The sequence below is a fragment of the Pseudooceanicola sp. NS-SX9 genome (genome assembly GCF_057380705.1).
The window spans coordinates 1781990-1800359 of record NZ_CM170818.1 but is presented as its reverse complement, the minus strand read 5'-3'; the positions used below and the strand labels follow the sequence as shown (position 1 = coordinate 1800359).

Annotated in this window: 16 protein-coding genes and 1 riboswitch; of the genes, 4 read left to right on the top strand and 12 right to left on the bottom strand. The window is 68.9% G+C overall.

Annotated features, from left to right (window positions below):
- Window positions 1-51: 51 nt before the first annotated feature.
- Complete coding sequence (locus AC2ITM_RS08565) at window positions 52-1155, top strand: helix-turn-helix transcriptional regulator (RefSeq protein WP_486466237.1); 1104 nt, start codon at window positions 52-54, stop codon at window positions 1153-1155.
- On the opposite strand, the gene bluB is transcribed toward AC2ITM_RS08565, so the two are convergent.
- From bluB to AC2ITM_RS08550, 3 genes are all read right to left on the bottom strand, one after another.
- Window positions 1114-1824, bottom strand: a complete 711-nt coding sequence (gene bluB / locus AC2ITM_RS08560; RefSeq protein WP_486466236.1) for a 5,6-dimethylbenzimidazole synthase — start codon at window positions 1822-1824, stop codon at window positions 1114-1116. The genes AC2ITM_RS08565 and bluB overlap by 42 nt on opposite strands.
- Before the next feature lie 62 nt (window positions 1825-1886).
- Window positions 1887-2046: riboswitch (cobalamin riboswitch) on the bottom strand.
- Window positions 2047-2192: 146 nt separating this feature from the next.
- Entirely contained in the window at window positions 2193-2762 is a 570-nt protein-coding gene (locus tag AC2ITM_RS08555) for a fasciclin domain-containing protein (RefSeq protein WP_486466235.1), read from the bottom strand.
- Window positions 2763-2867: 105 nt separating this feature from the next.
- Window positions 2868-3191 (bottom strand): ArsR/SmtB family transcription factor, encoded by a 324-nt coding sequence (locus tag AC2ITM_RS08550; protein ID WP_486466234.1) that lies wholly within the window; start codon window positions 3189-3191, stop codon window positions 2868-2870.
- Window positions 3192-3267: 76 nt separating this feature from the next.
- Here AC2ITM_RS08550 and AC2ITM_RS08545 point away from each other — a divergent pair, with 76 nt between their 5' ends.
- Window positions 3268-4461 (top strand): MFS transporter, encoded by a 1194-nt coding sequence (locus AC2ITM_RS08545; protein ID WP_486466233.1) that lies wholly within the window; start codon window positions 3268-3270, stop codon window positions 4459-4461.
- Here AC2ITM_RS08545 and AC2ITM_RS08540 read toward each other — a convergent pair.
- A complete protein-coding gene (locus AC2ITM_RS08540) occupies window positions 4452-5390 on the bottom strand; it encodes an MYG1 family protein (RefSeq protein ID WP_486466232.1) in 939 nt (312 codons plus the stop codon). The two genes, AC2ITM_RS08545 and AC2ITM_RS08540, sit on opposite strands and share 10 nt — an antisense overlap.
- Window positions 5391-5520: 130 nt before the next feature.
- On the opposite strand from AC2ITM_RS08540, the gene AC2ITM_RS08535 reads away from it, so the two are divergent.
- The gene (locus AC2ITM_RS08535; RefSeq protein ID WP_486466231.1) at window positions 5521-6369 is read left to right on the top strand and encodes an oxygenase MpaB family protein; all 849 of its coding nucleotides are present in this window, start codon (window positions 5521-5523) and stop codon (window positions 6367-6369) included.
- Between the two features lie 202 nt (window positions 6370-6571).
- On the opposite strand, the gene adhP is transcribed toward AC2ITM_RS08535, so the two are convergent.
- Both adhP and AC2ITM_RS08525 read right to left on the bottom strand, forming a co-directional pair.
- Complete coding sequence (adhP, locus tag AC2ITM_RS08530; protein WP_486466230.1) at window positions 6572-7603, bottom strand: alcohol dehydrogenase AdhP; 1032 nt, start codon at window positions 7601-7603, stop codon at window positions 6572-6574.
- A gap of 417 nt (window positions 7604-8020) precedes the next feature.
- Window positions 8021-10174, bottom strand: coding sequence for a hypothetical protein (locus AC2ITM_RS08525; RefSeq protein ID WP_486466229.1), 2154 nt, complete (start codon window positions 10172-10174; stop codon window positions 8021-8023).
- A gap of 273 nt (window positions 10175-10447) precedes the next feature.
- On the opposite strand from AC2ITM_RS08525, the gene AC2ITM_RS08520 reads away from it, so the two are divergent.
- Window positions 10448-11926 carry an FAD-dependent oxidoreductase gene (locus AC2ITM_RS08520; protein ID WP_486466228.1) on the top strand — a complete coding sequence of 493 codons (1479 nt, stop codon included), beginning with the start codon at window positions 10448-10450 and terminating at the stop codon, window positions 11924-11926.
- A 721-nt stretch (window positions 11927-12647) separates the two neighbouring features.
- On the opposite strand, the gene AC2ITM_RS08515 is transcribed toward AC2ITM_RS08520, so the two are convergent.
- From AC2ITM_RS08515 to AC2ITM_RS08490, 6 genes are read right to left on the bottom strand one after another with little or no spacing between them, the layout of a single operon-like run.
- On the bottom strand, window positions 12648-14384 hold the full coding sequence (locus AC2ITM_RS08515) for a nickel-dependent hydrogenase large subunit (protein WP_486466227.1): 1737 nt from the start codon (window positions 14382-14384) through the stop codon (window positions 12648-12650).
- Window positions 14381-15748 carry a (Fe-S)-binding protein gene (locus AC2ITM_RS08510; protein ID WP_486466226.1) on the bottom strand — a complete coding sequence of 456 codons (1368 nt, stop codon included), beginning with the start codon at window positions 15746-15748 and terminating at the stop codon, window positions 14381-14383. The genes AC2ITM_RS08515 and AC2ITM_RS08510 overlap by 4 nt, the downstream gene beginning before the upstream one ends.
- Entirely contained in the window at window positions 15745-16404 is a 660-nt protein-coding gene (locus tag AC2ITM_RS08505) for a nitrate reductase (RefSeq protein ID WP_486466225.1), read from the bottom strand. Before AC2ITM_RS08505 ends, AC2ITM_RS08510 begins: the two co-directional genes overlap by 4 nt.
- Window positions 16401-17486: a hydrogenase small subunit gene (locus AC2ITM_RS08500; RefSeq protein ID WP_486466224.1), complete on the bottom strand. Its 1086-nt coding sequence runs from the start codon at window positions 17484-17486 to the stop codon at window positions 16401-16403. The genes AC2ITM_RS08505 and AC2ITM_RS08500 overlap by 4 nt, the downstream gene beginning before the upstream one ends.
- Window positions 17483-17851, bottom strand: a complete 369-nt coding sequence (locus tag AC2ITM_RS08495; RefSeq protein WP_486466223.1) for a hydrogenase expression/formation C-terminal domain-containing protein — start codon at window positions 17849-17851, stop codon at window positions 17483-17485. The genes AC2ITM_RS08500 and AC2ITM_RS08495 overlap by 4 nt, the downstream gene beginning before the upstream one ends.
- Window positions 17841-18335 carry a hydrogenase maturation protease gene (locus tag AC2ITM_RS08490; RefSeq protein WP_486466222.1) on the bottom strand — a complete coding sequence of 165 codons (495 nt, stop codon included), beginning with the start codon at window positions 18333-18335 and terminating at the stop codon, window positions 17841-17843. The genes AC2ITM_RS08495 and AC2ITM_RS08490 overlap by 11 nt, the downstream gene beginning before the upstream one ends.
- Between the last annotated feature and the right edge of the window lie 35 nt (window positions 18336-18370).

Here is an 18370-nt window from a genome sequence, read left to right as displayed (position 1 = left end):
CGGGAGCGTTTTCATCCTCTGGCGCAGGTCCATCGCCACGGAGCGCCCCGGATGCCGCCTCGTCCAGCCCGGCCCCTCAGCCATCACGAGATCTACGACGCGGCCCTGGATGACGCGCTGTTCGATACGCTGCCCGCACGGATGGCGGCGCAGATGAACGTGCCCTCGGCGGTGTTTTTCTGGATACATCCCGGGGATTTCCAGGAAATCAGCGCCGATTCGATGCCCGACATCCACGCCTATTACGCCGAAATGCTGGAGCATGACCTGTGGATGCACCAGGTCACGGACGATCTGGCGGGCATCGGCGCCGTCCGGCTGTCGAAATTCGTGTCGGCCCAGACCTACCGCGACAGCGTGATCTACAACGAATTCGTCCGCCGGACCGGCCAGGACCGGTTCTGGTGCCTGGGCATGGTGCAGGACACCCGCGACGGCCGGGTGGTGACGGCACTGCACAAGGGGCAGCGGGCCGAAGATTTCTCGGACGAGGAAATCGCCTGCCTGCAGCATGTCAGCCGCGACCTGGAACGCATGCACGGCATCCGCCGAGAGCTGGCGCGCAGTGCCGTGCACCGCATCGCCGCCGCCGATCACAGCCTGGAAGACGGCGCCCCGATGTACGAGCTGGACCACGAGGGCCGCCTGCTGCGTCTGAACGGCCCGGCCGAGGCGCTGCTGTCGCTGCATCCCGGCCTGGTGCTGCAGCACCGCCGGGTGCTGATGGCGGGCGGGCGCGCCGGGGCGGTGCGCTTTGCCCATGCGGTGGGCGCTGCCACCCGCGACCGCCCCGAGGCCGCGATGCTGGACCTGGCGCCGGCGCGCGCCGCCGACGGACGGCTGCTGCCGGCGCTGCGGCTGAACCTGCTGCCCCGCACCGAGGGCGGTCGGCGGGTGCTGATCATCGTGACCAGCGACACGCCTGCGGCCGTGGCCGCAGCCCTTGCCGCGCCGCAGGACCATCCCGGGCTGACGGCGCGCGAACGCGACGTGCTGCGCGGGCTGGTTCAGGGGCGCCGCCGCGACCAGCTGGCCTATGATCTGGGCATCACCGTGCCGACGGTCGACCTGCACAGCGCCAACCTGCGCCGCAAGCTGGGCGCGCGTACCCTGCTAGAGGCCGTCGCCATCGCCTGCAGGCTGCACCTGGTCTGAGGGCCAGCGGTCTTCAAAGATCATCTGCTCAAGCGGCAGGCGGCTGCGCCAGCCGTGGATTTCCAGCTCGGGGGCGGAATACAGCTCTCTGACGCGGCCCAGGCACAGATAGGCCACCGGCACGACGTGATCGGGCAGGCCCAGGATCGCGCGCAGCTCGTCGTCATGGAAGATGCTGACCCAGCCCACCCCGATGCCCTCGGCGCGGGCGGCCAGCCACAGGTTCTGCACCGCGCAGACGGTGGAATACAGATCCGTGTCCCGGCAATGCGTCCGCCCCAGCACCACCTTGCCGCCGCGCGTGCGGTCGCAGGTGATCAGCAGGTTCAGCGGCGCGTCCTCGATCCCCTGCAGCTTCAGCTTGGAATAAAGTTCGCGCCGCTCGCCCTCGAACATGTCGCGGGCCTCGTCATTGGCGCGCTCGAAAGCGGTGCGGATGCGGGCGCGGACCTCGGGGCTGCGCAGGATCAGAAAGTTCCAGGGCTGCATGAACCCCACCGAGGGCGCCGCATGGGCCGCCCCCAGCAGCCGCATCAGCACCTCATCGGGGATGGGGTCAGGCAGGAACTGGCTGCGCACGTCGCGCCGTTCGTTGATCGCGCGGTAGACCGCGTCGCGTTCGGTTTCGGAAAAGGGACCTGCCGGCCGCAGCCCGCCTGGTAGCATCATGACGTAACCCCCGTCTGACAACATGCAGCCCTGGGTGCCGTCCGCGCACCCGGGCCCGTCCTGCCTGGCCGGTCTTCTGACTTGGCTTCGCCCCGTGCGGCGCCTTCCCGGCCCCGGGGGCCAGTGGCATCGTGCCGCCCGGTCCACCTTACAGCGTTGGGCACGTCGCGGATTTGCACCGCGTTCCCGATTATCCCCCCCATAAGAGACGGGGCACCAGACCCTTTCGGGATACGCCAGGCCCCATGCTGCGACAAGGGCCCAGCCATCGGATTTCGTGCAGACCCCACGTCCGCCCAGGCCACACAAACGGGGGCGCAGATGGCGCCCCCCGTGGTCATCGCCGTGGTCATCGCCGTCAGGCTGGATCAGCCGGCCTGGCCCAGCGGCAGCAGCACCCGGTCGATCACATGCACCACGCCGTTCGACTGGTCGACATCGGCGGTGGTCACGGTGGCGACGCGGCCGTTCTCGTCCTTCAGCTTCAGCGCGCCGCCTTCCATGTAGGCCTGCAGCTTGCAGCCCCCCACCGTCGGCACCACATGCATCCCGCCATCATCCGAGATCATCCCCGCGATGGTGGTCGAGAACGCCTCGGCCGCCACCACATGGCACAGCAGGATCTGCTTCAGCTGCTCCTTGTGCGAGGGCATCAGCAACTGGTCCATCGACGCCTTCGAGATCATCGCGAAAGCCTCGTTCGTCGGCGCGAAGACGGTGAAGGGCCCCGGGCCCATCAGCGTTTCGGCCAGCCCTGCCGCCTGCACCGCCGCCACCAGCGTGGTCAGGTTGGGCGCGGCGCTGGCGTTCTCGGCGATGGTCTTGTCGGCATACATCGGCGCGCTGCCCACCATCGGGTTGTCGGCCATGCCGGCCGCCTGCACGGGACCAAGGGACAGCGCCGCCAGCGTGGCGGTCAGGGCGAATGTCTTGAACATGGGATCCTCCTCCGTTGCTCCGGTCGCCTGCAGCGCCGGAATGCAAGGGATACGGGAGAAGATGCCCGCCGGTTCAATCTTTCCGAAAGTTTTTGTCGGCCCCCCTCAGGGGGCGGTCAGCACCGCGTCCAGCAGGCCGGGAAAGCGCCGGTCCAGCGCCTCGCGGCGCAGGCTCAGCAGGCGGCCGCGGCCCTGGGGTTCGTTGCGGATCACGCCCGATTCGCGCAGCACCTTGAACAGGTGGGATTTCGTCGATTTCGCCACGTCGGGATCCATCAGATTGCAGCGCGCCATCAGCACCGGCCCGTCGCGCAGCTGCCGCACGATGTCCAGACGTGCCGGATCACTGAGCGCAAACAGCACCTGCGTCAGAACAATCGCCTCTTCCGGCGGATGGACAAGATCGGGGCTGGTGTTTTCCGTCGACATGGTTCGAATATACTTGAACCTTCGCGGGAAGGGAACTAGGCAATGGTTCGAAACATATCGAACCATTGAGGCCCTCATGCCCCTTTCCCCGACCTTCCCCATCACGCGGGACCACGCGGGCTTTGCCATCGTGCTGACCGGCAGCGCGCTGATGATGGCCAGCGCCAGCGCGCCCTCGCCATTCTATCCGCTGCTGCAAAGCCAGATGGGATTTTCGGCCTTCATGATGTCGGCGGTCTTCGCGATCTATGCGCTGGTGCTGCTGGCGACGCTGCTGGTGCTGGGATCGCTGTCGGACCACCTGGGCCGCCGCCCGATCCTGAGCGCGGGATTCGCGCTGCTGGCCGCGGCCTCGGTGGGCTTCGAGATCTCGGGCACCGTCACCCAGCTGCTGTGCGCACGGGCCTTGCAGGGGGTGGCCTGCGGGCTGCTGATGTCGACGCTCTCGGCCACGATCACGGATCTGGAACCGCCCCGTCTGCCCGGCATCGCGGCGGTCTGCAATTCGGTCATCCCGCTGGTCGGACTGGCCCTGGGGGCGCTGGCCTCGGGCTTTGCGATGGATCTGCTGGTGGCACCCAAGGCGGACATCTTCCACGGTCTTGCCGTCATCAGCCTGGTGCTGGCAGTGCTGATCTGGGCCCTGCCCGAGACCTCGCCCCGGCACGAGGGGCTGTGGCAGGCGCTGCGCCCTCAGGTGGGCCTGCCGGCGGCGGTGCGCGGACCGTTCTGGAAAGGGGCACCGGCGCTTTTTGCGGGCTGGGCAACGGGGGGGCTGTACCTGTCGCTGGGGGCGCTGATCGTGGGCCATGTCTTCGGCATCCACAGCGTCGTGGTGCAGGGCCTGGTGGTGACGCTGCTGTCGGGCATGGGGGCGCTGTCGTGCTTTCTGGCACGGCGCTACAGCGCGCGTCAGGTGGTGCTGTTCGGCACCTCGGCGCTGGCGCTTGGCACGCTGGGCACGCTGGCAGGCGTGCTGGCGGGCAGCCTGACGCTGTATCTGGTGGCGCTGGCGGTGGTGGGCATGGGCTTTGGCACCTGCTTCTACGGCTTCATCCGCTCGATCATCCCGCTGGTCCCGCCAGAGATGCGGGGCGAAACCTTCGCCGCGATGTTCTGCGTCAGCTATCTGGCCTTCGGCGTGCCGGTGGTGATCGCGGGCCTGCTGGTCCCGGTGCTGGGACTGCAGGAGACCGTGATGGCCTACGGTCTCCTGATTGCGGCAATGGCGGCGCTGGCAGGGGTGCTGCGCCGCGCCTCTCAGGCCTGAGCCAGCGCCGCTTCGGCCTCGGCCACGGCAAGGTTGGCCATGGTCACGATCGCCTCGCGGGATTTCGCGGCGGCAATGAAGCGGCCGTTGTGGCAGAAGATCGCCCCCTCGGTGCCACAGACGGCATCGAGGTCGGCGCCCGTCAGACCGGCCCAGGCGGCCGGCAGATCGGCGCGCAGGGCAAAGCCTTCGTCGGCCAGCCGGATGCCGCCCAGCGTCCATTCATCGCCGCTGCGCGGGGTGATCACGAACCACAGGTGATCGGCACCCGCCTTGATCACCGCCGGGCGGAAGGGCATCCCCATCGGCAGCTCCAGGATGCGGCCCTGGCCTGCGGCCGCGATCGCGCCCTGCACCAGCGCCTCGGCGCGCAGCTTGGCGGCCGAGCGCGCCACGCGGGCCTCGACGAACTGGCGGGCGATGGCGACGGCGGCATGAAAGGCGCCGGTCTCGGCCTCGGGGTCCTGTTCGTCGAAGACGGGCTTCAGCGTCTCGATCAGCCCCGGCAGGGTCAGCGACGACAAGGGACCGGCCTCGGACACGCTGACGGCGCCGTTGTCGACCAGATCGACCGGCAGCACGAAGCCGCGGTCGAACGAGGCATGGACGCTGTCGAGGTGCTCTTCGGGCACGCCCGAGGCGCGCAGGTAGTCCATGCCGAAATGCTTCCACACCAGCCCGAACGAGCTGTAGGGCTTTTCATCCTCGCGCAGCGGTGCGCCGCGCTGGTGGTGATCAAAGATCCCGGCCTCGGCATCATAGGCGCCGCCGACATCGTAGACGATGCGGTCGGCCCCGGGGGTGATCCATTCGGGCGCCCGGCTGCGCACCAGCTGCGCATCGGGGAAAAGCCGCGTCAGGATGACCGAGGACAGCACCTCGTCGGCATGAAAGCCGCCGGAATGCGTGACGAGGTAGGCTGGGGACATGGGAACTCTCTGCTCGGAAGGAATGGCGCGGTGATAGTCCGCGCCCGCCCCGGAAGGCAAGCCATCGGTGGTTGAATGCGTGCAAGGGGTGCGCCATCCTTGCGCGACACGCCAGGTCGGAGGGATCGCCATGTCGCGCTGGTCACGGGAAATCGCCGCGCTGGATGCCACGACGCAATATGAACGCATCGTCTTTCTGCTGAGTTGCTGCGAATTCGCCTGGGACATCGAGAAGGCGCTGGAATTCGCCCTGTTCCGCACCTACGGCGTGCCGTCGATCTCGGGGGTGCTGGCGAAGACCGGGGCGTTCCGGCGCGACACCCGCAAACGCTATGACGATACCGAGCTGATCCTGTCGGAAATCGCCGAGAACGGTCAGGACAGCGCCCGTGGCCAGGCGGCGCTGGCGCGGATGAACACCATGCACGGCCATTACCGGATCGCCAATGCCGACATGCTTTATGTGCTGGCAACCTTCGTGATCTGCCCGAAGGACTGGCTGGATCGGTTCGGCCGCCGCCCGCTGAGCGCGCATGAAATCACCGCCTGGACGCAGTATTACCGCGCGCTTGGCACCCGCATGGGGATCACCGGCATTCCCGCAGATTACCAGGGCTTTGCCGCCTATGCGCAGGGCTACGAGGCGCAGCATTTCCGCCCCGCCCCCAGCAATGCCGAGGTCGCCTGCCTGACCCGCGACCTGCTGCTGTCGTTCTACCTGCCGCGGGCACTGGTGCCGCTGGGGCGTCCCGCGGTCCATGCCTTGTGCGATCCGGCGCTGCGCCGCGCCATGGGCTTTGCCGATCCCGGCGCCCGCATCGAACGCATGGTACTGACGGGGCTGAGGCTGCGGGCGCGGCTGCTGCGCTGGCTGCCCGCCCGCCGTTGCCCGCGCCGGATCACCGCGCGACGGCGGCCGGGCTATCCCGACGGCTACCGGATCGAAGAGCTGGGCACCTTCCCCGATCGCCGCCCCTGAAATGGCAAACCCCCTCCGGTTCGGAAACCGAAGGGGGCAGCGCCGGGTCTTGTTGGGACAGGGGACCCAGGGCGCACGGGCCCTGCCCCCGCCTGGAACCCTGGGGAAAGGGTCGGGAACGGCGGCGGCAGCGGGGGGCGTCCCGGCACGGGGAGGGATGCAGACTTCGTTTGCACCGAAACGCCCCTGACGGCCCGAGCCGTCAGCTGGTCAGGTCGAGCACCATGCGGCCTTCGATCTGGCCCTTGCGCATCCGGTCGAAGACATTGTTGATGTCTTCCAGCGGCGCCTTGGCGATGGTGGCCTTGACCTTGCCGTCGGCCGCAAAGTCCAGCGACTCCTGCAGGTCAAGCCGCGTGCCCACGATCGAGCCGCGCACCGTGATGCCGTTCAGCACCATGCCGAAGATGTTCAGCGGGAAGTCGCCCGGGGGCAGACCGTTCAGCGACACGGTGCCGCCGCGGCCAACCATGCCGACGGCCTGTTCAAAGGCCTTTTCGCTGACCGCCGTCACCAGCACGCCGTTGACGCCACCGGTTTCACGGCGCACGAAGCCCGCCGGGTCTTCCTGGGTACGCGCGTTGACGGTCATCTTGGCGCCCAGACGCTTGGCCAGGTCCAGCTTGGCATCGTCGATGTCGACCGCCACGACGTTCAGCCCCATCGCCACGGCATATTGCACCGCCATGTGGCCCAGGCCCCCGATCCCCGAGATCGCCACGGTGTCACCGGGCTTGGTCTCGGTCATCTTCAGGCCCTTGTAGACCGTCACACCGGCGCACAGGACCGGAGCGATTTCCGCGAAATCGGAACCCGCAGGCAGGTGACCCACATAGTTCGGATCGGCGATGACGTAATCGGCAAAGCCGCCGTTGACCGAATAGCCGGTGTTGTGCTGGCTTTCGCACAGGGTTTCCCAGCCGCCCAGGCAGTGACGGCAGCAGCCGCAGGCGCTGTAAAGCCACGGCACGCCCACGCGGTCGCCTTCCTTGACGTTCTTCACGCCCTTGCCCACGGCCGAGACATAGCCCACGCCCTCGTGGCCCGGAATGAACGGCGGGTTCGGCTTGACGGGCCAGTCGCCTTCGGCGGCATGCAGGTCGGTGTGGCACACGCCCGAGGCCTGGATGGCGACCTGGATCATGCCGTCGGACACTTCGGGGATGGCGACTTCTTCGATATCGAGGGGGGCGCCGAACTTGCGCACCACCGCGGCCTTCATCGTCTTGGCCATGTAGGGATCCTCCCATTCTGGATCGTGAGTGTTGCAGGGACAGGGCCCGAACCCGGCGCGTGCCGGTCGGCGGGGCTGTCCCCTGCCAGGGAACGAGACGGCAGGCGACGGGCAGCCCGGATGGCCGGACGGACCGGGGCACCGGGGGCACGGCCGGCGCAGGGGCCGGGCGCGAAAGCTGTCGCCGCGCAGGACGTCCTGATGTTCACGACAGGCCTCCTCGCAACTGCCGAACCTCCGGGCGCGTCTCCGTCACGCCCTGACAGGATGGTTCTGCCCCCCCGGCCGCGGTGTCGCAACGGGGGTGGACCAGATGGCAAGGCGGAAGTGTCTCAGATCCGGGACAGGGATAGGCCGTGGGCGTATGGTTGCAGGATCAGGGATCTTGCCCCGCAACCCTGGGGTGTTCCAGCGCCGTCAGCCCAACGGTTTCGCAAAGTCGTAGACATGGCTGACCGGCGCCTTCGAGAACGGATTGCGCGGCGACTGCGGCTTGACCCAGCCGCGGGCGGCCAACGCCTGCAGCACATCCCCGATCCAGCTGTCACCGGCGAAAGGCTGCGGCCCAAGGGCCTCCTGCAGCGCCCCGGCGGTCAGGCCCTTCTTGCCTGCGGCCATCAGCAGGCGGATCATCTGCCGACAGCGGGCGCGGGCCTGCGGCTGCGGGCAGATCTCGTCGATGTCGCGGAACAGCGCAGGGGCACTTAACAGCTCATGTTCCATCAGGCCCGCGTAGATGCCTCCCTGCACCTTCGGCAGCGCCCAGCCCGCGATCACGCCCTTCCCCTGGCGGATCCCCCAGACCCCGACATCGGGCAGGAAGGGCAGCACAGCGCGCAGCGTCTCGGCAAAGCGGGGGTCGCCGATCAGCCCCTTGATGCGGGCCCGCGCCGCCTTGATCACCGGCGCAAGCTCCCCTTCGGTGATCTGCGGCCAGAGCGGCAAGCCGACCTGCGCCCCCTGCCCGGGATCGACGATCCGCCCCGTGGCCGAGGCCCCGCCCAGCACCTTGTTCTTCGGATCCAGCAGGAAGTGCCGTTCCAGGAACCACTGGCAGTTGCGCTGCCCCAGGACAAAGTCATGCTGGCGGAAATCGCGTTTCAGGAAGCCGCCAAAGCCCCCCAGGCTGCCGCAGGCGATGGCCCGGGCGCCATCGGTCCGGGGCAGATCCAGCGCATCGTCCGAGCGCACGGGCGAGATCAGGAAGCGCGAATGCACCGTCTTGTCGCGCGCCAGCAGCACCTCGGTCGGCTTGAAGCGCGCCTGCGAGATGAACAGCCCCATCAGCCGTCCGATCACCCCCGACAGCCCCGCCTGCGGCGCCAGATCCGCGCGGCGGGCCAGCGCATAGGCATCGGCATTGGGGAAGGGATCGATCAGGATCACCGCCCGGTCGGCCTCCAGCGCGCCGCGCGGATTGTCCTGCAGCGCCGGGCCGCTGGCCCCTTCATTACCCCGGCGCAGGGCGAAACGGGCATATTCGAAGGGTTCGTTATTGACCGTCCCGCCGTCGATCGAGACATAGGGCGCGGCCGTATTCGCCGCGATGCCCGCCGGGAAGACCTCTGGCAGCGGCAGACCCAGGTCCAGATCGACCGGCATGGCGCCGCCCTGGCGGCGGCCATTGGCATCTGTCACGCCCTGCTCTCCGGCGGTGGCCTCGATATAGCGGGGCGGCAGGCCAAAGGGGAAGGCGCCGGTGGCGATGCAGGCCACCGTCAGCTTTTTCCAGGCCGAGGCGCAGTTCACATCCGTCAGCGGGATCATCGGCGCACCGCATTGCCGGGGATCCAGGGCAATCCCCTCGTCCTGCCAGCGCGCCAGCCAGGCCGAGGGCAGATCGGGCCCCGCCCCCAGCCCCGTCATCCGAAAATGCCGCACCAGCGAATGCTGGGTCATCGGGAAGGTCTGGTTATTGGCAAAGGCCACATCCATCACCACCCCCGCCAGCGAGGTCGTGGTCAGGAACAGCTCGAACGTGCCCGAAACGAAGCTGTAGCCGCTGACTTGCGACGTCCATTCCGGGATCGCCTTCAGCACGTTTTTCGCCGCCGCGTCGATGGCGCCGCCATTCAGCAGCGCCTGCTGCGGCAGCGACACCGGGGGCTTTCCGCTCCAGTCAAGCGGCACCGGCGCCCCAGATTCCAGATCCGACAGCGACAGCAGGCCCTTGCCGTTCTCGTACAGGTACAGCTCGTTCACCCAAACATCGAAAACCGGGCCCAGAACCCTTTGGAATTCGCCCGAACCACCCGATTGCAGCGGGTATTTTGCGGTCAGCGGGGCATCCCAGATGGCGGCATTCTCGCCGCCGGCGTCCAGCAGGCTGGCGACGATCAGCCCCGCCGTGGTGCCGCCCGCGGACGAGCCGCTCATCACCTTGACCACCACGCGATGCGCGGGCCCGCCGGGGGTGCCGACGCGGGCATTATGCGCCCGCATGGCGCGGAACAGGTAATCCACCACCCCCGCCGTATAGGCCCCGGCCGAGATCGCCCCGGCCATGGTCAGCCCGATGACAAAGACCTTGTCCTGCGAGGGATCGGCAACGGATGGAATGGGATCGGGCATGGGGCACCTCCGGGTTGGAACGACAGGTCGAACACCTGTCCGCAGGGTAATGCCACCCGCCGGTCCTTTATACGGAATTCCACCACCGTGCGCTGGCATGCCCGCAGATTGCCCCGCCCCGCGCCGAACGCCCGGCCCGCAAGCACCGGACGAGCACGGCTGCAGCATACAACCCCTGGGCCCGAACTGCGACAGACGGGCTTGCGCCAGATCAAGGCGCAGATCTTATGCCCTCGTATCATCCAGCCATATGCATTGAACTGGACGACCGAAATGACACAAGACAGCCGCAGCACAGACGTACTGGTCCTGGGCGCGGGCGCCGGAGGCCTTGCCGCCGCCCTGACGCTGGCGATTGCCGGCAAGCAGGTGCTGGTGCTCGAGAAGACGCCCGTCACCGGCGGCCGGGCGAATTATGCCGAGGGCGTCTTTGGCGTCGAGACCGAGATGCAGCGCGCCGCCTGGGTGAACCTGAAGCGCGACGAGACCTTCCGCGAGGAGATGCAGGAAACCCGCTGGTCGGCCAATGCGCCGCTGGTGCGCCGCTTCCACAATGCCTCGGCGGCGACGATCGACTGGCTGCAGGAACAGGGTGTGGAATTCGAGGGCCCCGAGACCATCGAATGGACCGCCAACCGCACCTGGCACATCGCCAAGGGCCACGGCAAGCAGCTGTGCCGCACCCTGTTCGAGCGGCTTGAGACCTTCCCCAATGCCACGCTGATCCGCAACATCTCGGCTAGGGCGCTGCTGACGGATGACACCGGCCGCGTCACCGGCGCCCGTGCCGTCACCGCGGATGGCAACGCGCTGACCGTCACCGCCCGCGAGGGCGTCATCGTCGCCACCGGCGGCTTTGCCAACAACCCCGCGATGCTGGCGAAATACACCGAGGCGCCCGACCCGGTGCAATATGCCCCGATCGGCTCCGAGGGGGACGGCATCACGATGGTGCAGGCGCTTGGGGCGGATCTGGATTCCATCGCCGCCACGATGCTGGCACCGGCCCTTGACCAGCATGTGAAGAAGATGGGCTGGGAGCAGATGAACCTGTGCATCCTGGGCTGGCAGCCGCGCGCGGTCTGGGTGGATCTGGCGGGGGAACGCTTTACCGCCGAGGACGTGGCCGTCGATTTCATCCATGCCGGCAACGCCCTGCACCGGGTGCGCCATGCCTGGACGATCTTCGACGCCGCCACCCGCGAGCACCTGATGCAGAAGGGGTTCGACGTGGGGCTGGGCGTGCTGATCCCCGCCACCACGAAAGTGACCGAGTTCGACGCCCTGCTGGACTACGGGCTGAAGAACTGCGAAGGCGCGGTGGTCCGGGCCGAGGGTCTGGCGGATCTGGCGCAGCAGACCGGCCTGCCGCTGGAGGCTCTGACGGCCACCTTCGCCACCTATAATGACGACGTGGCGCATAACAAGGACAGCGGCTTTGCCAAGGACAGCCGCTACCTGGTCAAGCTCGAGACCGACGGCCCGCTTTATGCCTTCCGCATGACCTATGGCATCTTCACCACCATCGGCGGCATCCGGGTGAACCGCGACCTGCAACCGGTGCGCCCCGACGCCAGCGTCGTGCAGGGGGTCTATGTGGTCGGCAACGATGCCGGGGGGATCTCGGCGCGCGACAGCTACACGCTGGGGGCGGCCTCGGGGACCAGCTTCGGCTTTGCGGTCAACAGCGGCCGCATCGCCGCCCAGCAGATCCTGGGCACCGCCCGCCCCGCCAGCGTCGCCGCCCGCTGAGCGTCCTGCAACGCAACGCCCCCTGCCGGACAACCGGCGGGGGGCTTTCTGCTGCGCCGGTTGTGCGGCGGGGCGGTTCGGGCCGCCCGCCCGCAAGATCCGGGGCATGGTTTGCCGCGCCACCGGGGACGGCCCGCCCACCGCGATGCGACAGGATGAAAGGCCCGACAGCGGTGTCCTGCGCACCGGTCCGGGTCCGGCAGTGCCCCGCCGGGACATGCGTCCGGCTGGCCCCGGGCAGGGCTTGTCGTGCGAGCGGGGACGGTCCGCCGAACCGCAACGCGACGAAGGGTCCGACAGCAGCGCCCTGCTTGCCGCTCCGGGTCTGGCGATGTGACGGGGGAATGCCCGCAGGCAGCGCCCGGGTATGGTTTGCCGCGCCGCCGTGGACGGCCTTCGCACCGCGAGGCGACATGCCGAAAGACCCGACAGCAGCGCCCCCCCACCGCTCCGGGTCTGGCGATGTGACGCAGGGACACGCGCCCGGCAGCGTCCGGCGCGCCACCGGGGACGCCCGACGCACCGCGAAACGACGCCACGAACGGCCCGCCACCGGCGCCTTGCCTAAGGCTCCGGGTCTGGACGTGTCACGCTGGAACACCCGCCCGGCAGGTTCCGGGCGGCCATCTCAGGCCCGAACGGGATCGCCCGCCCGCGTCACGGCCTGTCACGACGGCACGCAAGCCCGCCGCCAATCGCCCGGAAGGGGGGCTTTTGCCTGTCAAGCGATGCGGACCGAGACGATCTCGTCTCCGCCGCCGCCCAGCACATGCGCCGCGCAGGCCATGCAGGGATCAAAGCTGTGGATCGTGCGCAGCACCTCCAGCGGCTGGTCCGGGATCGTCAGGACGTGATCGTCCAGCAGCGCCGCCTCGTAGGGGCCCGCCTGCCCCATCGGATCGACGGGACCCGCGTTCCAGGTGGTCGGCACCACGGCCTGGTAATTGGTGATCCGGCCGTCCTCGAAGCTCAGCCAATGGGCCAGCGCGCCGCGCGGCGCCTCGACATAGCCCACGCCCTGTGCCCGCTTCGGCCAGGCCGAGGGGTTCCACGCCCGCCCGTCAAAGGTCTTCAGATCGCCCTTGGCGATATTGGCCAGCAGCGCATCCAGCCAGACCTGCATCCGGTCCGCCATCATCTGCGCCTCGATGCCGCGCGCCAGGATCCGCCCCATGGTGGAATAGACCGCCTCGAAGGGCATCCCCAGCCGGTTCAGGATGCCATCCGTCAGCGCCTTCGAGGTGGCCTCGCCGCCCGCGCGCATCAGCACCAGACGCGCCAGCGGGCCGACCTCGACCGGGTGATCGCGCCAGCGCGGCGACTTCAGCCAGGAATAGCCCCTGGCCGGATCGAGCGTCTGGAACGGCGGCTGCGGACCGTCATAGGCAAAGGTCGTCTCGCCCGCATAGGGGTGCAGGCCCTGGCTGCGGCCGCCCTCGTAGCTGTACCAGGCATTCGAGATGAATTCGCGGATCTGGTCGCCATCGCCCAGGTCGACAGGCTCGATCCGGGTCAGGTCGCGGTCCATCACCACGCCGCGCGGCACGCCGAAACCATTGTCCACCGTGCCGCCGAAATCCCCGTAGGACAGGAAGTTGCGCACCCCCTCGCCGCGGGTGAACCAGTCGGGATACTGACCCGCGATCAGCTCCAGATCCGGCAGATAGACCCGCGAGACGAACTGGCGCATCAGCGTGATCAGATCCTGCACCTTCTGCAGGCTGGTCAGGTTCACCGCCGTCGCATCGCCGCCGCCCGGCAGCGTGCCCTCTCCGGCGGCGATGGCGCAGGGCACGCCCCCCACCACCAGATTGGGATGCGGGTCCTTGCCGCCGAAGACCGCCATGATCTTGCCGACCTCGCGCTGCCATTTCAGCCCGTCGAGGTAATGCGACAGCGCGATCAGGTTCACCTCGGGCGAGAGGACATAGCCCGGATGATCCCAGTAGCCGCCGCGAAACAGCCCCAGCTGCCCCGAGCCCACCAGCCCCTGAAGCTGCGCCTGCACGGCGGTGAAATGCGCGACCGAGCTTTCGGGATAATCCTGCGCCTGCGCCAGCCGCGCCGCCGCCGCCGGATCCGCCTTCAGCGCCGACACCGGGTTCACCCAGTCCATCGCCTGCAGGTGATAAAAGTGCATCACGTGGTCCTGCACCAGCTGGCAACCCGCCATCAGGTTGCGGATCAGCTGGGCGTTCTGCGGGATCTCGATCTTCAGCGCATCCTCGACCGCACGCACCGAGGCCAGCCCATGCACCAGCGTGCAGACACCGCAGATCCGCTGGGCAAAGGCCCAGGCATCGCGCGGATCGCGGCCCTTCAGGATGATCTCGATGCCGCGCACCTGCGTACCCGAGCTGAGGGCGCGGGTGACACGGCCGCCGTCATCCACGACGGCCTCGATCCGCAGGTGGCCCTCGATCCGGGTCAGCGGGTCGACGACGATGGTCTTGCTCATGGCTTGGGTCCGTTCGGGGTAGGGTCGAGTTGCTCGGCCACCAGATCCAGCAGGCTGCCGACGCGGGTGTCGCGGCCGCGATCCTTGAAGCCGTGTTCAAAGGTCTGGCGGCAGCCGGTGCAGGTGACATAGACGGTGTCGGCGCCGGTCTGTGCCACCTGCCGGTCCTTGATGTCGAAGGCATGGTCGCGCAGGGGCTTGGCGCGGCCGATCAGCGCCACGCCACCACCGCCACCACAGCACCAGCCATCGGGGCCATGATCGGCCAGCTCCTGCAGGTCAAGGCCCAGGGCCGCCATGATCCGGCGCGGCGCGGCACTGCGGCCACTTCGGCGAGAGACCTGACAGGGATCGTGGAAGGTGACGCCCTTGCCCTGCCCCTCCGCCGGCACGGGACGCAGGTGCAGAAGGCCCTGCGACAGGCCTTCGTCCAGGTATTCCGACATGTGCAGCACCCGGAACGGCAGGGCGCGGCCCAGGGTATTGGCCGCCTCCCACCGCATCTCGGTGTAGGAATGGCCGCATTCGGGCAGGATCAGCACCTTGGCGCCACAGGCGGTCGCGGCGCTGACGATGGCCTCGGTCACGGCGCGCTGGCCGTCACGGTCGCCCGCGGTCAGCGACACGTTGTCGGCATCGAAGCCGCGGGTCATGAAGCTCCAGTGCACGCCCATGTGGTTCAGCACCTTCGCCGTCGCCGCGATCGAGGCCGGGTACATCTTGAGGTCGATCGAGGACACCGCAGGCACCACGTCGGCGTGGGCCTCGTCGACATGCATCTCGACGCCGTGCTGGCGGCCGATCTCCAGCAGGCTGTCATGCATGGCCGAGGGCGCGATGCCGAAGGGGCTACCGGTCTCGCGTTCCTTGCCCGCCAGCGCGCCCAGATAGTCGGGCGGCACCAGGCCGGCCTCGAACATGCCGTGGCGGGCCTTTTCCACCAGATCGGCAATGTCGATCCCCGCCGGACAGACCAGAGAGCACCGCCCGCACATGTTGCAGCTGTCATAGAGCAGCCCCTGCCAGCGTTCCAGCTGATCCAGCGTCACCTCGGGCGTCAGCCCCAGCAGGCGGAACAGCGGCGCAAAGGGGCCCATCTGGCGGCTGTAGGCCTGTTTGAAGGGCTCGATCTTCCAAATCGGCGTATAGGCGGGATCGCCGGTTTCGACGTAGAACTGGCAGGCCTCGGCGCATTGGCCGCAATGCAGGCAGGCCTCCATCCAGGTGGCGGCGGTGGGGCCGAAATCGCTGAGGAACCCCTTCATCGCCGATTGCAGGCGGGCGGGATCCTCGGCCGCGCGGGCTGCGGCGATGCGGCGGGTGGCGGGCCGCAGGACCGGCGGCGCCGAGGGAGGGCGGCTCATGACAAGGCCCCCCGGTGGCCCTGGCGAGCACCCGCGACGGCGCGCGCGGCCAGGATCGTCGCGACATGCGACAGCTTGCCGAAGGGCAGCCAGACCATCATCGCCTCGACCGACAGGATGTGCCAGCCCAGCAGGGTCGCGTAGCTGGCCAGGGTTTCCTCGGCCAGCAGGATGCCGGTCAGCACCACCAGCAGCACCAGCAGCAGCGACAGGTAGTCATCGACATTCGACAGAAGCCGCAGCACCGGATGGATCATCCGCCGCAGCAGCGCCGCCAGCAGCGCCACCAGCGTCACCGCGCTGGCCAGCGCCACGATGCCCTTGGGCAGCGGCGCCCAGCCCAGCCCCGTCGATTGCGTCAGCAGCAGGATATGCGGCGCGCCCCCCAGCACGATCACCGCAAGGCCCAGATGCATCGCATAGCCCAGCGTCACCGGCACCCAGGTCCGCCCCAGGAAGGCGCGGCGCGGCCACATCCGGGTAAAGACCAGCCGCAGCGCCCCTGCGGTGCGCCCCGGCGCGCCCTCCCCCGGCGCCGAGCGTTCGGGCCGCGCCGGCAGCAGCAGAACCGCCGCCATCCGCCAGACCAGCCCCGCCACCATGATCAGCACCGAGGCCGGCAAGGCCGGACCCCGGGCAAAGTCCAGAACCGTCATCCCCGGTCCTCCTGTTCCGGCGCCGCGGGCGCCATCTGCCGTTCCACCGCCGCCCGGGCCCGCCGTGCGGCCAGTGCCGCCCCCGCGCCAAGCGCCACCCCCGCAGCCCCCGCCCCCGCAACCGCGGGCCAGGACGTGCCCTCGCCCCCCGAAAGCGAGGTGTAGAAGCTGCCGCGATCCCAGAAATCGGGCTCGGAGCAGCCAAGGCAGCCATGGCCCGACTGCACCGGGAAGGATGTGCCGCCATTCCATTTCAGGCTGGCACAGGCGTTGCGGGTGGTCGGGCCCTTGCAGCCCAGCTCGAACAGGCACCAGCCCTGGCGGGCGCCTTCGTCGTCGAAACTGCGGGCGAACTTGCCCTGATCGTAATAGGGCCGCCGGTAGCACTGGTCGTGGATCGTCGTGCCGTAATAGGCCAGCGGGCGGCCCTGGTCGTCCAGGTCCGGCAGGCGGCCGAAGGACAGGAAATTGACCAGGATGCCGGTCAGGACCTCGGGGATGGGCGGGCAGCCGGGAATGTTGACAATGGGGCGATCGCCCACCAGCCCGGCCAGACCCCGGGCGCCGGTGGGATTGGGCGCGGCCTTGGGCAGGCCGCCATAGGCCGCGCAACTGCCGATCGCCAGCACGGCGGCGGCGCCCTCGGCCAGCTCGCTCAGGATCGCCTGGGGGCTGCGGCCGCCCACCATCGCATAGATCCCACCATCGGCCACCGGCACCGAGCCATCGACCGCCAGCAGGTACTGCCCGTGGTTTTCCTGCGCGACCTGGCGCAGCACGTCATCAGCGGCGGTACCGGCCGCAGCCATCAGCGTCTCCTGGTAATCGAGCGAGACGAAATCGAAGATCAGCCGCTCGATCCCCGGCGCCTCCGAGCGCGTCAGCGCCTCAAGGCAGCCGGTGCAGTCCTGGAACGACAGCCAGATCAGCGATTGACGTCGCGCCTGCGACAGGCCTTCGGCGATGGCAGGCGCCACCCCCGGCGGCAGCGCCAGGCTGGTCGCCACGGCGGCCGCGAATTTCAGCAGCGCGCGACGGCTGATGCCGCGGGCCGCCAGGGTTTCGCCCAGGGTGTCGGTCATTCTGCCGCCCTTTCCTTTGGTGCCAGTTGCATCAGCCCGTCCCGGATCGCCGTCCGGTCGGCAGGCACGATGGCGGGCACCCGCGCCACCTCGATCAGCTCGGCCAGCAGGCGGCCGGTACGGTCGCGGTGTTCGACCCACCACAGGCCGGGAATGGCGGTTTCCTGCAGGCGGCTGGAGCCCTCGGCGTCCAGCGTGATGACCACCTCTCCGGTGCCAAGGCGGTCGCGCAGCGCGGCGCGGCGTTCGGGCGGCATCGGCAGGCGCATCAGGTCGACCAGCGCGCCAGAGCCGTCGTCCAGCAGGCGCTGCAGATGGCCGTGCAGTTCCGCCAGGAGGGCATCCAGAAAGGGATCAGCGGGCATCATGCCAGTCCTTGCAGATCGCCCGGACCATGGCACAGGCGCGCGGCAGGGCGGCGGCCACCGGATCGCTGAGGGTTTCGGACCAGCCCAGATCCTGCGGCTGCACCGCCACCAGCGCCAGCCGGTCCGGCAGGCGGTCTTCCAGCCGCACCAGCGCCAGCAGGTCCAAAAGCCCCGCCGCATGGGCCGAGGTCCCGCCACCGCGGGCGCCAAAACGCTCATCAATGGCCGCAAGGTCCAGCACATCGACCGTCCCGGGGGCGGCCCCCAGATCGGCGCCATCGACCAGGATGCAGGCGGGGGTCGCGGCGATCACCCCGGCCAGCCGAAAGCCCATCGTGCCGCCGTCGACGGCCATCATACCGGGGCTGCCCATCAGGGCCTGCGCCACCCGCACACCAATGCCATCATCGCCCAAAAGCGTGTTGCCAAGCCCCAGCACGGTGACCACGTGCCCGGCGTCAATGTCTGGGATCCGTTCCATTCGACCTTCCGCCCCACCGCCCGGAGCGTTGGAAA

Excerpts from the sequence above, each read along its gene's own strand:
- AC2ITM_RS08500 (WP_486466224.1), bottom strand. The coding sequence starts at position 17,486 with ATGACCGACACCCTGGGCGAAACCCTGGCGGCCCGCGGCATCAGCCGT.
- AC2ITM_RS08505 (WP_486466225.1), bottom strand. The coding sequence starts at position 16,404 with ATGACGGTTCTGGACTTTGCCCGGGGTCCGGCCTTGCCGGCCTCGGTG.
- AC2ITM_RS08535 (WP_486466231.1), top strand. The coding sequence starts at position 5,521 with ATGTCGCGCTGGTCACGGGAAATCGCCGCGCTGGATGCCACGACGCAA.
- AC2ITM_RS08510 (WP_486466226.1), bottom strand. The coding sequence starts at position 15,748 with ATGAGCCGCCCTCCCTCGGCGCCGCCGGTCCTGCGGCCCGCCACCCGC.
- adhP (WP_486466230.1), bottom strand. The coding sequence starts at position 7,603 with ATGGCCAAGACGATGAAGGCCGCGGTGGTGCGCAAGTTCGGCGCCCCC.
- AC2ITM_RS08540 (WP_486466232.1), bottom strand. The coding sequence starts at position 5,390 with ATGTCCCCAGCCTACCTCGTCACGCATTCCGGCGGCTTTCATGCCGAC.
- AC2ITM_RS08550 (WP_486466234.1), bottom strand. The coding sequence starts at position 3,191 with ATGTCGACGGAAAACACCAGCCCCGATCTTGTCCATCCGCCGGAAGAG.
- bluB (WP_486466236.1), bottom strand. The coding sequence starts at position 1,824 with ATGATGCTACCAGGCGGGCTGCGGCCGGCAGGTCCCTTTTCCGAAACC.
- AC2ITM_RS08555 (WP_486466235.1), bottom strand. The coding sequence starts at position 2,762 with ATGTTCAAGACATTCGCCCTGACCGCCACGCTGGCGGCGCTGTCCCTT.
- AC2ITM_RS08565 (WP_486466237.1), top strand. The coding sequence starts at position 52 with ATGCCGCCTCGTCCAGCCCGGCCCCTCAGCCATCACGAGATCTACGAC.
- AC2ITM_RS08490 (WP_486466222.1), bottom strand. The coding sequence starts at position 18,335 with ATGGAACGGATCCCAGACATTGACGCCGGGCACGTGGTCACCGTGCTG.
- AC2ITM_RS08495 (WP_486466223.1), bottom strand. The coding sequence starts at position 17,851 with ATGCCCGCTGATCCCTTTCTGGATGCCCTCCTGGCGGAACTGCACGGC.
- AC2ITM_RS08545 (WP_486466233.1), top strand. The coding sequence starts at position 3,268 with ATGCCCCTTTCCCCGACCTTCCCCATCACGCGGGACCACGCGGGCTTT.
- AC2ITM_RS08515 (WP_486466227.1), bottom strand. The coding sequence starts at position 14,384 with ATGAGCAAGACCATCGTCGTCGACCCGCTGACCCGGATCGAGGGCCAC.
- AC2ITM_RS08520 (WP_486466228.1), top strand. The coding sequence starts at position 10,448 with ATGACACAAGACAGCCGCAGCACAGACGTACTGGTCCTGGGCGCGGGC.
- AC2ITM_RS08525 (WP_486466229.1), bottom strand. The coding sequence starts at position 10,174 with ATGCCCGATCCCATTCCATCCGTTGCCGATCCCTCGCAGGACAAGGTC.